The organism is Streptomyces sp. NPDC039609, assembly GCF_055596705.1.
This window is the reverse complement of the sequence record NZ_JBVIUJ010000003.1, coordinates 569,988-583,047: the sequence shown is the minus strand read 5'-3', so window position 1 is coordinate 583,047 and position 13,060 is coordinate 569,988. Positions and strand designations below refer to the sequence as shown.

Genomic DNA, 13,060 nt, shown 5'->3' with positions numbered 1-13,060 from the left:
GGGCGGATAGAACTCGGTCCGGACCACCCATGAGGAGAGGACCGGACATGACCACCCACGTCAATGCCGAGATCGCCAGCCAGCCCGACTGCTGGCGGCGCGCGGCGGACACGGCCGCCGACCACGCCGATCTGCTGCCCCGGCGCGGTGAGCGGATCGCGGTCGTCGGCTGCGGCACCTCGTACTTCATCGCCCGCGCCTACGCGGCCCTGCGCGAATCCCTCGGCCAGGGCGAGACCGACGCCTTTCCCGCCTCCGACGAGACCCCGCTCGGGCGGGGCTACGACCGGATCGTCGCGCTCACCCGTTCCGGTACGACGACGGAGGTGGCGACGCTCCTCGCCAGGGCCGCCGGGCGCATCCCGACCCTCGTCCTGACCGGCGTCCCGGACAGCCGCGCGGCGCGCCACGCGGACCGGGTGATCGGCCTCGACTACGCCGACGAACGCTCCGTGGCCCAGACCCGGTTCGCCACCACAGCCCTCCAACTGCTGCGCGCCGGGCTCGGGGTGGACCTCGCCCCGTCGATCGTCGACGCCGAACTGGCTCTGTACGAACCTCTGCCGACGGCCTGGGAGCAGCGCCGCCAGTTCACCTTCCTCGGTACGGGCTGGACCGTCGGACTCGCCGACGAGGCCGCGCACAAGCTTCGGGGCGTGGCGCGCGCCTGGACGGAGTCGTACGCGGCCATGGAGTACCGCCACGGGCCGATCATCATCAGCGACCGGTCCAGCCTCGTGTGCTGTCTGGGCCCGGCGCCGGCCGGCCTGCGGGACGAAGTGGAGGCCACCGGGGCGCTGTTCGCCGCCGACGCCATCGATCCGGTGGCCGCCCTGGTGCGTGCCCAGCGACTCGCCGTCACGCTCGCGGTGCGACGCGGGCTCAACCCGGACCGTCCCCGCCATGCGTCGCGCTCGGTGATCCTTTCCGGAGCGATCCGGGTCTGAGGCCGTATCCTGCGGCCATGATCGACACGAGCACCACGCAACTCGAAGACATGCCCGGTGACTGGCAGCGCGCGCTCGCCGTGGTCGCCCACCCGGACGACCTCGAGTACGGCTGCGCCGCGGCCGTCGCCGGCTGGACGGACGAGGGCAAGGAGGTCGTCTACGTCCTCGCCACCCGCGGCGAGGCCGGCATCGACTCGCTCGACCCCGCCGCCTGCGGGCCACTGCGCGAGCAGGAGCAGCGGGCGAGCGCGGCCGTCGTCGGGGTGCCGACGGTGGAGTTCATGGACCACCGGGACGGCGTGATCGAGTACGGACTCGGCCTGCGCCGCGACATCGCGGCGGCGATCCGCAGGCACCGTCCCGAGCTGGTCGTCACCCTGAACCACCGTGACACCTGGGGCACGGGCGTGGGCGGCTTCTGGAACACCCCGGACCACGTGGCCGTGGGCCGCGCGACGTTGGACGCGGCCGGCGACGCGGGCAACCGCTGGATCTTCCCCGAGCTGACCGAGCAGGGCATGGAGCCGTGGAACGGCGTCCGCTGGGTGGCGGTCGCCGGCTCCAACACCCCGACCCACGCCGTCGACGCCACGCCCGGCGAGGAGCGCGCCGTCCAGTCCCTCCTGGCCCACCGTGCCTACATCGAGGCCCTGACGGACGAGGATCCGGAGTCCTACATCCGCACGTTCCTCGACGGCAACAACCGGCGTTTCGCGCCGCGCTACGGCGACCGGCCGACCGTCGCCTTCGAGCTCTTCCCCCGCTGAGGCCCGTCCGAACGGGGTGCGGCCTTCCTCTCGTGGTGCCGAGCACCTAACCTGACGATCTGTCAGGAGGTTGGGGGCAAGGTGATCGACACGCTCGATACGGAGATCCCGGACGGCGAGGAGCGGCTCACGCTCATCGTCGAGAACGGCGTCGGTGTGCTGACCCTCTGTCGACCCGAGAAGCTCAACGGGTGGAGCTGGGAGGCCAGTCGGCAGCTCGGGCTGATGGCCGACCGGATCCGGTTCGACGAGAGGGTGCGGGTCGTACTGCTGCGGGCCGAGGGGCGGGCGTTCTGCGCCGGGATCGATGTCTCCGCGCCCGGTGGGGGTATCACCGGAGCCACGGTCGCCGAGCGGATCCAGCGGTACGACGAGGGCATCCGCTGGGTCCATGAGCGCTTCGCCGTCTTCGCCCGGCTGCCCCAGCCTGTCGTGGCCGCCGTCCAGGGGTACTGCCTCGGCTTCGGGTTCGAGCTCGCGCTCATGGCGGACGTCCGGATCGCCGCCGCCGACGCCGTCTTCGCCCTGCCCGAGGCGACCCTCGGCGTCGCCGTCGACGCGGGCGGTGACCTGAGGATCGCCCGCGAGGCGGGCGCCGGCTGGGCCAAGTACCTCGCGCTCACCGGCCGCCGTATCGACGTCACCACCGCCGAACGGCTCGGGCTCGTCCAGCTCGTCACACCACGCGACGAGCTGGACCGCACCGCCCGCGAGACCGCGGCCGCCATCGCGGCGAACGCGCCCCTCGCCGTCCGCGCCGTCAAGCGGAACATCGACGCCTACGCCGATCACGCCATGACCGCGACCCTGGACCGCACCGCCCTCGCCGCGGCGCTCACCCTCTCCTCGGACGACGCCCGCGAGGGCTACGCGGCGAAGGCCGCCCGCCGGCCCCCACGCTTCGAGGGCCGCTGACTCACCCCTGCGGGGCCGGCTTGAGGACGGCGAAGGGGGCTCCGAACGGGTCCGCGAGCCAGGCGATCCGGCCCACGTCGGGGATGTCCGCCGCCGGCATGAGGACCGAGCCGCCGTTGCCCTGCGTCCGCACCGCGGTGTCGTCCACGTCCGCCACCGCGAAGTACGGGATCCAGCGCGCGTGGTCCCCGCCCTCCTGGAGCTCGGCGATCCCGCCGAACGAGGCGTCCTGCTGGTCGCCCTCGGCCGTGGACAGCACCCGGTAGGTCATCCCCGGCGCGTCCATGTCCTGCGAGCGCCAGCCGAACAGCCTGCCGTAGAACTCCACGGCGGCCCGCGGATCGGGGACGTGCAGCTCCGCCCAGCACAGGGTGTTGTCTTCGGAGGTCTTCTCCAGACCCTTCACCGAGCCCGGCTGCCACACCGCGAAATCGGCGCCGCCCGGATCGGTCAGCTGCGCCATCCGTCCGGCGTCCATGACGTCGAAGGGCTCCGCGCGCACCCTGCCTCCGGCACTCTCCGCGGTCTTGGCCGTGGCGTCGGCGTCCGAGGTCTGGAAGTACACGGTCCAGGAGGAGCGCGCGCCCTCCTCGGTCAGCGGCCCGAGCGCGGCGACCGTACGGCCGTCCTGCTGGAAGAAGCCGTAGCCGCCGGCGTCCGGACCGGCCGAGGCGAACTCCCAGCCGAAGACGGCGGTGTAGAACCCGGCGGCGACCGCCGTGTCGGGACTGCCCAGGTCGATCCAGCTGGGGGAGCCCTTGGTGAAGTCCGTACCGAGCATGTCGTGCCCTGCCTTTCCACGTCTGGAGGTCGTCCGGCCACCCTCGCCGATCCTCCACGCTCGCCCCCGCCCCCGCAGCCGCAGGCGCCCGTGTTCATCCGCGTGGACCAGCGTGATTCGCGTGGGCCGGCGTGATCCGCGTGGGCCGGCGCGCGTCACTCCCCGAACCGCCCCCGCCCCAACTGCTCGCGCACGGGCACCACGGGATCGTTGACCAGGGCCCGGCGCTGCCAGTTCGCGCCGTCGACGACCAGTGTGTGCCCGGAGACGAACCGGGCGTACGGGGAGGCCAGGAAGGTCGCCGCCCAGCCCAGCTCGCGTGGGTACCCCACGCGGAGGGCGGGCTGCCGGGTGTCCTGGTGCGGCGCCCGGTCGAGGGCGCCCCGGATGTCGGACGTCATGTCCTCGTGCGGCATCAGCCCCGGCACCAGGCCGTTGACCTGGATCCCGTACGGTCCCCACTCCACAGCCAACGTCTCCACCAGGTTCTTGACCCCGGCCTTCGCCGCCGCCGAGTGGGCGAAGCCTGGACCGCCGGTCCAGGCGTACGAGGCCCCCACATTCACGACGGATCCCGGAGTCCCCGCCGCGAGGTGGCGGCGGGCGAACTCCCGGGTCATGAACCAGGTGCCCGTCAGCGTGATGTCGACGACCGCACGCCAGCCGTTCGGCGTCAACTCCTCGGCCGGCACCGGGAAGTTGGCCGCCGCGTTGTTGACCAGGACATCCGGACGGGAGCCGAGCGCCGCCTCGCAGGAGGAGAAGACCCCGGCGACGGCATCGGCGTCGCGGATGTCGCAGACGGCGGTCGCCACCCGCCTCCCGCCGATCCCGGCCAGACCGTCCCGCGCCGCCTCCAGCCGGGCGGCCGTACGCCCGACGATCAGCAGCTCCGCCCCGAGCCGGGCGAACTCCGCCGCGATCGCCCTCCCCAGGCCCGACCCGCCCCCGGTCACCAGGACCACCCGCCCCTCGTACGTCCCCGGTGGCAGCGCGGTGGCGCCGAGCGGGGGAGGGGCGGGGAGTCCCGGCAGGTCCGGCGCTTCGTCGGTCATGCCGCATCGATAGCGCGAGACGGGCAAGAACTGAAGACCCGTCAGCCCCCGGTCGTCGCGGCCCCTGCCGCGACCTTGCGGTCCAGGTCTTCCATGATCAGCTCCATGTTGATCGCCACGCCGGCCCGGTAGCCCCCACTCGCCGCGTTGATGACCTGCTCCTGCGCGCCGATGGCGTTCCCCGCCGCCCAGACACCGGGGACATCGGTCCGCCCTGTCTCGTCCACCGCGACGAACGGGCCGAGCGGCGTCTCGCGCGTGGTGGCGCCCAGCGCGGTGAGCAGGCCGTCCCGGGGCGTCATGCGCGGCCCGACGAAGAGCACGTCACGCGCGACGACGCGTCCGTCCGCCATGCGTACGCCCGCGAACCGGTCGTCCTCGACGACCAGACCGGCCACCTCGCCCGTCACCACCTCGATTCCGGCCGCCGCCACCCGGGCCCGGTCCTGCTCGGAGGGCTCCTCGGCGGTGTGCAGGAAGAGGGTCACGTCGTCGGACCACTGCGCGACGACCAGGGCCTGATGGACGCCCATCACCGGATGCGCGACCACCCCGAAGGCACGGTCGCGGACCTCCCAGCCGTGGCAGTACGGGCAGTGCAGCACATCGCGACCCCATCGCTCGGCGACGCCGTCGATCTTCGGGAGCTCATCCACGAGGCCCGTGGTGACGACGAGCCGGCGCGCCGATATCCGACGGCCGTCGTCCACGGTCACCACGAAGCCGTCGGCACCGTCCGACACCGCCGCAGTCACGCGTCCGGCCGCCCACTCCACCCCGTACGCGGCGATCTCCCGGCGTCCCACCCGCAGGAATTCCGCCGGGCTCATGCCGTCCCTGGAGAGGAAGCCCTGCATATGGGCGGCCGGAGCGTTGCGCGGCTCGCCGGCGTCGATCACCAGGGTCCTCCGCCGTGACCGGCCGAGGATCAGGGCCGCACTCAGCCCCGCCGCGCCGCCGCCCACCACCACCACGTCGTACCGCTCGTTCATGTCCATGCGTCGACCCTCGCCCCAGCCGGCGCGCTTGACAAACGCTCTTGCCATTTCCGCAAATGGAAACCATGACCGACGACGAGCGCATCGACGACGTACTGAACGAGGTCGGCCCGCGGCTGCGCCGCATCCGGCGCGAGCGCGGCGCCACGCTGGGAGACCTGTCCGCCTCCACCGGGATCTCCGTGAGCACGCTCTCCCGCCTGGAGTCCGGACAGCGCAAGCCGAGTCTCGAGCTGCTGCTGCCCATCGCCCGGGCCCATCAGGTGCCGCTCGACGAGCTGGTCGGCGCCCCGCCCGTCGGCGATCCCCGGGTGCGCGCGAAGCCGATCGTGCGACACGGCCGGACCATGTATCCGCTCACCCGCCAGCCCGGTGGCCTCCAGGCGTACAAGATCGTGCAGGAGAAGGCCGAGGGCCCGGTGGAGCAGCGGGTCCACGAGGGGTACGAGTGGCTCTACGTCCTCTCCGGGAAGCTGCGGCTCGTCCTCGGGGAGCACGATGTGGTCATCGGCGCGGGGGAGGCGGCCGAGTTCGACACCCGCGTGCCGCACTGGTTCGGGCCGACGGCCGACGGCCCGGTGGAGTTTCTGAGCCTGTTCGGGCCGCAGGGTGAACGGATGCATGTGAGGGCCAGGCCCAAGGCGTCCTGACGGAGGCCCGGGCGGAAGAAGTACCCGGCGCATGGTTCCACCAGGCACAAGCGACCGCTTAGTATGCGACCGACCGCGCAGTACGGACGACGGCTGGTGGAGGACCGCGATGCAGGCATGGCGAGTGCACGAGAACGGCGAGCCGGGCGAGGTGATGCAGCTCGACGAGGTGGACACCCCGACACCCGGCGAGGGGCAGGTGCTCCTCAAGGTGCGCGCCGCCAACGTCAACTTCCCCGACGCCCTCCTCTGCCGGGGCCAGTACCAGGTGCGGCCCCCGCTGCCCTTCACCCCCGGCGTGGAGATCTGCGGCGAGACCGAGGACGGCCGCCGGGTCATCGCGACCCCCGCCCTCCCGTACGGAGGCCTCGCCGAGTACGCGGTGGCGGACGCGGCGGCCCTGCTCCCCGCGCCCGAGGCGCTCGACGACGCCGAGGCGGCCGCGCTCCACATCGGTTACCAGACCGGGTGGTTCGGCCTGTTCCGACGTGCCGCGCTCAAGGAGGGCGAGACCCTCCTCGTCCACGCCGCGGCGGGCGGCGTCGGCAGCGCCGCCGTCCAGCTCGGCAAGGCGGCCGGCGCCACCGTCATCGGCGTCGTGGGCGGAGCGGAGAAGGCCGAGGTCGCCCGCGCGCTCGGCTGCGACGTCGTCGTCGACCGGCACTCCGAGGACGTCATCGCCGCCGTCAAGGAGGCCACCGGCGGCCGGGGCGCCGACGTGATCTACGACCCCGTCGGCGGCGCGGCATACGCGCAGTCCGCCAAGGTGGTCGCCTTCGAGGGCCGGATCGTGATCGTCGGCTTCGCGAGCGGGTCCATCCCCTCGCCCGCCCTCAACCACGCCCTCGTCAAGAACTACTCGATCGTCGGACTCCACTGGGGCCTCTACAACCTGAAGGACCCGGCCGCGATCCTGCGCTGCCACGAGACCCTCACCGAGTACGCGGCCAAGGGCCTGATCAAGCCGCTGGTCAGCGAGCGGGTGCCGTTCGCCGGCGCGGCGGACGCGGTGCAGCGGGTCTCCGAGGGTGTCACCACCGGCCGACTCGTCGTCCTCCCGGAAGGGGTCACCCGATGACCGCCGCGATCGACGCCGAGGCGCTCCGCGCGCGGACCGGGCAGCTGCTTGCCGAGCACCCGCCCGCCACCACCGACCGCACGGACTTCCTGCGGGCCCGCTTCGACGCCGGACTCGCCTGGGTGCACTACCCCGTGGGCCTGGGCGGCCTGGACGCCCCGCGCTCCCTGCAGGCCGTCGTCGACGCCGAACTGGCAGCCGCCGGTGCCCCCGACAACGACCCCCGCCGGATCGGCATCGGCCTCGGTATGGCCGCGCCGACCGTTCTCGCCTACGGCTCCGAGGACGTCAAGCGGCGCTTCCTCAAGCCGCTCTGGGTCGGCGAGGAGGTGTGGTGCCAGCTCTTCAGCGAGCCCGGGGCCGGCTCCGACCTCGCCGCGCTCGGCACCCGAGCCGTACGCGACGGCGACACATGGGTCGTGAACGGCCAGAAGGTGTGGACGTCCAGCGCGCACGTCGCCCGCTGGGCCATCCTCATCGCCCGCACCGACCCGGACCTGCCCAAGCACCGGGGCATCACCTACTTCATCTGCGACATGACCGACCCCGGTGTCGAGGTCCGTCCCCTGCGCCAGATCACCGGAGAGGCCGAGTTCAACGAGGTCTTCCTGACCGACGTCCGCATCCCGGATGCCCACCGGCTCGGCGAGATCGGCGACGGTTGGCGCGTCGCCCAGACCACGCTCATGAACGAGCGGGTCTCCATCGGCGGCGCCCGCATCCCCCGCGAGGGCGGGATGATCGGGCCGGTCTCCACGACCTGGCGCGAGCGGCCCGAGCTGCGCACCCACGATCTGCACCGGCGGCTGCTCGACCTCTGGGTCGACTCCGAGGTGGCCCGTCTCACCGGCGAGCGGCTGCGTCAGCAGCTCGTCGCCGGACAGCCGGGCCCCGAGGGCAGCGCCATGAAGCTGGGCTTCGCCCGCCTCAACCAGGCCATCAGCGGCCTGGAGGTCGAACTCCTCGGCGAGGAAGGGCTGTTGTACGGGGACTGGACCATGCGCCGCCCCGATCTCGTCGACTTCACCGGCCGGGACGCCGGCTACCGCTATCTGCGCTCCAAGGGCAACTCGATCGAGGGCGGCACGACCGAGGTCCTGCTCAACATCGTCGCCGAACGCGTCCTCGGCCTGCCCGCCGAGCCCCGCAACGACAAGGACGTCGCCTGGAAGGACCTCGCGCGATGACTGATCTGCTCTACTCCGAGACCGAGGACGACCTGCGGGCGGCGGTCCGCTCCCTGCTCGCCGACCGGGCGGACCCGAGCATGGTGCTCGGCCGGATCGAGAGCGGTGATCCGTACGTCCCCGGCCTCTGGAAGTCGCTCGCCGGCGACATGGGCGCCGCAGGACTCCTCGTCCCCGAGAAACTCGGTGGGCAGGGCGCGAGCCACCGCGAGGCGGCCGTCGTCCTGGAGGAGCTCGGGCGCGCGGTGACCCCGGCGCCGTACCTCACGAGTGCCGTGGTGGCGACCGAGACCCTGCTCGCGCTGGACCCGGAGAGCGGGCCCGTCGCCGAGCTCCTCGCCGGTCTCGCGGGCGGCCGCACGGTGGCGGTGCTCGCCGTCCCGCTCTCGGCGGACCCCGACGCGGTGCCGCCCACGACCGGGCGGGTGACGGGTGTCGCGGACGCGGCCGCGGCGGACGTCCTGCTGGTGCTCCGTGCCGACGGGCTGTACGCGGTTCCGGCCGCGGATGCCACGGTCGAGGCGCAGACCCCTCTCGACCTGACCCGGCCGCTCGCGGCGGTCTCCACGGACGGGACGAGCGGCACCCGGCTCGCGGACGCGGACACGGCCCGCGCGGCGATCCGCCGCGGACTGCTCGCGGGTGCCGGGCTGCTCGCCTCCGAGCAGCTCGGGCTGGCCGAGTGGTGTCTGGAGGAGACCGTCCGCCACACCCGCGAGCGCTACCAGTTCAACCGGCCAGTCGGCTCCTTCCAGGCGCTGAAGCACCGGATGGCGCAGCTCTGGCTGGAGGTCGTGAACGCCCGGGCGGCGGCCCGCGCCGCCGCCGACGCGCTGGCCACCGGCAGCCCCGACGCCCCGCTGACGGTGGCCGTGGCCCAGGCGTACTGCTCGAAGGTCGCCGTCCACGCGGCCGAGGAGTGTGTCCAACTGCATGGCGGCATCGGCATGACCTGGGAGCACCCCGCCCACCTCGCGCTGAAGCGGGCCAAGTCCGACCAGATCGCGCTGGGTTCGGCGGGGCGGCACCAGGACGCCGTCGCCGCGCTGGTCGGCCTCCCGGCCCCCGCCTAGGGCGGAAGTAAGGGGCCCTCGTGTCCGCACCCCTTTACATACTGTTTAATTGCGAGTCGTTCGCAACAGCAGTTGATCTTCAAGAGGGGTGTGGACACGATGACCGCCCGATCCATACGCGGCGCGGCCGCCGCGACGCTGGCCGGAGCCCTGGCCTTCACCGCGGCGGCCTGTTCGAACCCGGGCGGGACAGCCGCGGGCTCCGGCGGCCCGAAGGATTCCGCGGTCGTCGGCATCGCCTACGAGCCCGAGACCCTCAGCCCCCTCCTCGGCTACGGCAAGGACGGCAACTCCAAGATCTTCGACGGCCTCCTGGCCTTCGACGGCGACATGACGCTGAAGCCCGCCCTCGCCCTGAAGCTGCCCCGCATCAGCGACGGCGGCCTCACCTACACGTACACCCTCCGCGACGACGTGTCCTTCAGCGACGGCGTCCCCTTCACCGCGAAGGACGTCGTCTTCACGTACCGGACGATCCTCGACCCGAAGACGAACAACCCCTCCCGCACCGAACTCGACGCCCTCAAGAGCGTCGAGGCGGTCGGTGACGACACCGTCGTCTTCCGGCTCAAGTACCCCTACGCGCCCTTCGCCGAGCGCACTGTCCACGCCATCGCCCCCGAGCACGTCGCCGCGAAGCAGGACGTCAACACCGGCGCCTTCACCACGAAGCCGATCGGCACCGGACCGTACGTCCTGAGCGACTGGTCCAAGGGCGAGAAGCTCAGCTTCAAGGCCAACCCGACCTACTGGAACGGCGCGCCCCGGGTGAAGAAGTTCACCATGGCGATCATCAAGGACGACGACGTCCGCGCCACCCGGCTCCGCGTCGGCGACCTGGACGCCGCCATCCTGCCGCCCAACCTTGCCGCGGGCTTCGAGAACGACAAGGCGAAGAAGACCTACGCCGCGAAGACCTACGACTACCGGACCGTCACGCTCCCGACCCACGACAAGGTCACCGGGGACACCGCCGTCCGCCGCGCCCTCGACGTCGCCGTCGACCGGCAGACCATGGTCGACAAGATCCTCGAGGGCGCCGGAAAGCCCGCCTACGGACCCGTCCCCACCGACAGCGAGTGGTTCGCCAAGGGCACCGAACGCCGCCACGACCTCGCGGGCGCCCAGAAGATCCTCGACGAGGCCGGATGGAAGCCCGGCCCCGACGGCATCCGTGTGAAGAACGGCGTACGGGCCACGTTCCCGCTCTGGTACCTCTCCGGCGACAAGCTCCGCCAGGACCACGCCCTCGCCTACGCCTCGGACGCCAAGAAGGCCGGCATCGAGATCAAGACCCAGGGCGGCACCTGGGAGGTCATCGAGCCCCGGATGAAGACCGACGCGGTCCTCGCCGGCGGCGGCTCGCCCGGCGACCCCGACTTCGACCAGTACCTGCTCCTGAAGTCCACCCTCGGCGGCGACGGCTTCAACAACATGGCCTGGTACGACAACAAGGCCGTCGACAAGGCGCTGGAGGACGGCCGTCGGACGAACGACGCCGTCAAGCGGCACGCCGCCTACGCCACCGTCCAGCGCGAGCTCGTGAAGAACCCCGGCTACACGTTCCTCACCCACATCGACCACCTCTATGTGGTGAACGACAGCTGGAACGGACTCTCCACCCAGATCGAGCCGCACGACCACGGCCTGGCCTCCGGCCCCTGGTGGAACGTCGAGGCGTGGATCCCCAAGGACGCCAGGAAGTGAGCCGGCGCCTCCCCTGGGGGGCCATGGCCCGGATGACGGGACGGCGGGCCCTGTCCGCCGTCCCCGTCCTCCTCGCCGTCACCTTCGCGGTCTTCGCCGTCGCCGCCGCCTCCCCCTTCGACCCCGTCAAGGCGTACGCGGGCACCGCCGGGCTCACCGCCTCGCAGGAGAACCTCGACCAGCTCCGCGCCAACCTCGGCGTCGACAAGCCCCTCGTCACCCGCTGGTGGGACTGGCTCACCGCCGCCCTGCGCGGCGACCTCGGCGACTCCAGCGTCATGCGCCAGCCCGTCTCCGACGTCATCGCCGAGCGCATCGGCTGGTCCGCGCTCCTCGCCGCCACCGCCTTCCTCGTCGCCATCCTGCTCGGCACGGCGCTCGGCGTCCTCGCCGGCCGCCGCCGCGGCGGCCTCCTCGACCGGACCGTCAGCTCCGCCGCGTACACACTGGAAGCCGCCCCCGCCTTCTGGCTCGGGCTGCTCGCCATCTGGTTCTTCGCCCTGAGGCTCGGCGCCCTGCCGGCCGGCGGTCTGACCGACACCGCCAGCGACACCGTCACCGCCGACCAGGTGATCAGCCACCTCGTGCTGCCCGCCCTCGTCCTCGGCGTCTCCCAACTGCCCTGGTTCTACCTGTACGTCAGGCAGGGCGTCGGCGACGCCCTGGAGGAGGACCCCGTACGCGGCGCACGCGCGCGTGGCCTGCGCGAGCGGACCGTCCTGCTCGGCCACGCCCTGCGCTCCGGCATGCTGCCCATGCTCACCCTGGTCGGCTCCCGCGTCCCCGAACTCATCACCGGAGCCCTCCTCGTGGAGACCGTCTTCAGCTGGCCCGGCATCGCCGCCGCGACCGTCCAGGCCGCCACCTCCGTGGACTTCCCGCTGCTCGCCGCGCTCACCGTGCTCGCCACCGCCGCCGTGCTCCTCGGCAACCTCCTCTCCGACCTGCTGTACGGGCTCGCCGACCCGAGGGTGGGCTTCGATGGCTGACCGTCCGGCCCGCCGCGTACGGCTGTGGACCTCCGCGGTGATCGTCGGCGCGGTCGCGCTCGCCGTGCTCCTCGTACCGCCGCTCGTCCAACTCGACGAACAGGCCGTCGACCTGTCCCTGAAGCTCCTCCCGCCGTCCTGGGAGCACCCCTTCGGGACCGACGACGTCGGCCGCGACCTTCTGCTGCGCTGCGTCTACGGGCTGCGGATCTCGCTCCTCGTCGGCCTGGTCGCCGCGCTCGTCGCCACCGTCATCGGCACCGCCGTCGGCGCGGCGGCCGCCTCCCTCGGCGGCTGGACCGACCGGGTCGTGATGCGGCTCGTCGACGCCTTCTCCTCCGTACCGCACCTGCTGCTCGGCATCTTCATCGTGGCGATGTTCCGGCCGGGCGTGTGGCCGGTCATCGTGTCCGTCGCCCTCACGCACTGGCTCTCGACCGCCCGGATCGTCCGCTCCGAGGTGCTCTCGCTCCGCTCGCGCCCCTACATCGACGCGGCGATCTCCGGCGGCGCCTCGCGGTGGCGCGTGACCGCGCGCCATCTGCTGCCCGCCGTCCTGCCGCAGGCCGGGCTCGCCGCCGTCCTGATGGTGCCGCACGCCATGTGGCACGAGTCCGCGCTCTCCTTCCTCGGCCTCGGACTCCCCAGCCACCAGGCCAGCCTCGGCAACCTCGTGCAGTCCGCGCGCTCCTCGCTGCTCGCCGGGGACTGGTGGCCGACGCTCTTCCCCGGCCTGCTGCTCATCGTGCCGACACTCGCGATCGCCGGCCTCGCGGGAGTGTGGCGCGACCGGCTCAACCCGCGCCGCCGATCGGAGCTGATGCTGTGAACCCGCGCCTCGTACGAGCCCTGGAGGCCGTCACCGCTGGGGGTCCCCCCGCCGCAGGTAGGGCGAGCGCCGACGAGGCCG

13 protein-coding genes are annotated in these 13,060 nt (G+C 72.6%); 10 read left to right on the top strand and 3 right to left on the bottom strand.

The genetic code is table 11. The features are described from left to right. The first annotated feature begins 47 nt into the window (after window positions 1-47). From ACZ561_RS11660 to ACZ561_RS11650, 3 genes are all read left to right on the top strand, one after another. Window positions 48-947 (top strand): SIS domain-containing protein, encoded by a 900-nt coding sequence (locus ACZ561_RS11660; RefSeq protein ID WP_470992635.1) that lies wholly within the window; start codon window positions 48-50, stop codon window positions 945-947. Window positions 948-964: 17 nt separating this feature from the next. Next, the gene (locus tag ACZ561_RS11655; RefSeq protein ID WP_470992632.1) at window positions 965-1,717 is read left to right on the top strand and encodes a PIG-L deacetylase family protein; all 753 of its coding nucleotides are present in this window, start codon (window positions 965-967) and stop codon (window positions 1,715-1,717) included. An 81-nt stretch (window positions 1,718-1,798) separates the two neighbouring features. Beyond that, a complete protein-coding gene (locus ACZ561_RS11650) occupies window positions 1,799-2,632 on the top strand; it encodes an enoyl-CoA hydratase/isomerase family protein (RefSeq protein ID WP_470992630.1) in 834 nt (277 codons plus the stop codon). 1 nt (window position 2,633) lies between these two features. Here ACZ561_RS11650 and ACZ561_RS11645 read toward each other — a convergent pair whose 3' ends face one another. The 3 genes from ACZ561_RS11645 to ACZ561_RS11635 form a co-directional block, all read right to left on the bottom strand. Then, window positions 2,634-3,413, bottom strand: a complete 780-nt coding sequence (locus ACZ561_RS11645; RefSeq protein ID WP_470992627.1) for a VOC family protein — start codon at window positions 3,411-3,413, stop codon at window positions 2,634-2,636. A gap of 155 nt (window positions 3,414-3,568) precedes the next feature. After that, complete coding sequence (locus ACZ561_RS11640; protein ID WP_470992623.1) at window positions 3,569-4,468, bottom strand: SDR family oxidoreductase; 900 nt, start codon at window positions 4,466-4,468, stop codon at window positions 3,569-3,571. 41 nt (window positions 4,469-4,509) lie between these two features. Beyond that, entirely contained in the window at window positions 4,510-5,514 is a 1,005-nt protein-coding gene (locus ACZ561_RS11635) for an NAD(P)/FAD-dependent oxidoreductase (protein ID WP_470992620.1), read from the bottom strand. Between the two features lie 17 nt (window positions 5,515-5,531). Here ACZ561_RS11635 and ACZ561_RS11630 point away from each other — a divergent pair, with 17 nt between their 5' ends. The 7 genes from ACZ561_RS11630 (at window position 5,532) to ACZ561_RS11600 (ending at window position 12,979) form a co-directional block, all read left to right on the top strand. Next, window positions 5,532-6,116 (top strand): helix-turn-helix domain-containing protein, encoded by a 585-nt coding sequence (locus ACZ561_RS11630; RefSeq protein WP_470992617.1) that lies wholly within the window; start codon window positions 5,532-5,534, stop codon window positions 6,114-6,116. A gap of 109 nt (window positions 6,117-6,225) precedes the next feature. After that, window positions 6,226-7,194 (top strand): NADPH:quinone oxidoreductase family protein, encoded by a 969-nt coding sequence (locus tag ACZ561_RS11625; protein WP_470992614.1) that lies wholly within the window; start codon window positions 6,226-6,228, stop codon window positions 7,192-7,194. Further along, window positions 7,191-8,381 (top strand): acyl-CoA dehydrogenase family protein, encoded by a 1,191-nt coding sequence (locus ACZ561_RS11620; protein WP_470992611.1) that lies wholly within the window; start codon window positions 7,191-7,193, stop codon window positions 8,379-8,381. The genes ACZ561_RS11625 and ACZ561_RS11620 overlap by 4 nt, the downstream gene beginning before the upstream one ends. Then, a complete protein-coding gene (locus ACZ561_RS11615) occupies window positions 8,378-9,454 on the top strand; it encodes an acyl-CoA dehydrogenase family protein (RefSeq protein WP_470992608.1) in 1,077 nt (358 codons plus the stop codon). The genes ACZ561_RS11620 and ACZ561_RS11615 overlap by 4 nt, the downstream gene beginning before the upstream one ends. A 99-nt stretch (window positions 9,455-9,553) precedes the next feature. After that, window positions 9,554-11,161 carry an ABC transporter substrate-binding protein gene (locus ACZ561_RS11610; protein WP_470992605.1) on the top strand — a complete coding sequence of 536 codons (1,608 nt, stop codon included), beginning with the start codon at window positions 9,554-9,556 and terminating at the stop codon, window positions 11,159-11,161. A gap of 23 nt (window positions 11,162-11,184) precedes the next feature. Continuing rightward, window positions 11,185-12,150: an ABC transporter permease gene (locus tag ACZ561_RS11605; protein ID WP_470993001.1), complete on the top strand. Its 966-nt coding sequence runs from the start codon at window positions 11,185-11,187 to the stop codon at window positions 12,148-12,150. Further along, on the top strand, window positions 12,143-12,979 hold the full coding sequence (locus ACZ561_RS11600) for an ABC transporter permease (RefSeq protein ID WP_470992602.1): 837 nt from the start codon (window positions 12,143-12,145) through the stop codon (window positions 12,977-12,979). The genes ACZ561_RS11605 and ACZ561_RS11600 overlap by 8 nt, the downstream gene beginning before the upstream one ends. Window positions 12,980-13,060: the final 81 nt, after the last annotated feature.

Coding starts and splice junctions, on each gene's coding strand:
- ACZ561_RS11655 (WP_470992632.1), top strand. CDS start 965: ATGATCGACACGAGCACCACGCAACTCGAAGACATGCCCGGTGACTGG.
- ACZ561_RS11635 (WP_470992620.1), bottom strand. CDS start 5,514: ATGGCAAGAGCGTTTGTCAAGCGCGCCGGCTGGGGCGAGGGTCGACGC.
- ACZ561_RS11605 (WP_470993001.1), top strand. CDS start 11,185: ATGGCCCGGATGACGGGACGGCGGGCCCTGTCCGCCGTCCCCGTCCTC.
- ACZ561_RS11660 (WP_470992635.1), top strand. CDS start 48: ATGACCACCCACGTCAATGCCGAGATCGCCAGCCAGCCCGACTGCTGG.
- ACZ561_RS11625 (WP_470992614.1), top strand. CDS start 6,226: ATGCAGGCATGGCGAGTGCACGAGAACGGCGAGCCGGGCGAGGTGATG.
- ACZ561_RS11615 (WP_470992608.1), top strand. CDS start 8,378: ATGACTGATCTGCTCTACTCCGAGACCGAGGACGACCTGCGGGCGGCG.
- ACZ561_RS11630 (WP_470992617.1), top strand. CDS start 5,532: ATGACCGACGACGAGCGCATCGACGACGTACTGAACGAGGTCGGCCCG.
- ACZ561_RS11600 (WP_470992602.1), top strand. CDS start 12,143: ATGGCTGACCGTCCGGCCCGCCGCGTACGGCTGTGGACCTCCGCGGTG.
- ACZ561_RS11640 (WP_470992623.1), bottom strand. CDS start 4,468: ATGACCGACGAAGCGCCGGACCTGCCGGGACTCCCCGCCCCTCCCCCG.
- ACZ561_RS11645 (WP_470992627.1), bottom strand. CDS start 3,413: ATGCTCGGTACGGACTTCACCAAGGGCTCCCCCAGCTGGATCGACCTG.
- ACZ561_RS11620 (WP_470992611.1), top strand. CDS start 7,191: ATGACCGCCGCGATCGACGCCGAGGCGCTCCGCGCGCGGACCGGGCAG.
- ACZ561_RS11610 (WP_470992605.1), top strand. CDS start 9,554: ATGACCGCCCGATCCATACGCGGCGCGGCCGCCGCGACGCTGGCCGGA.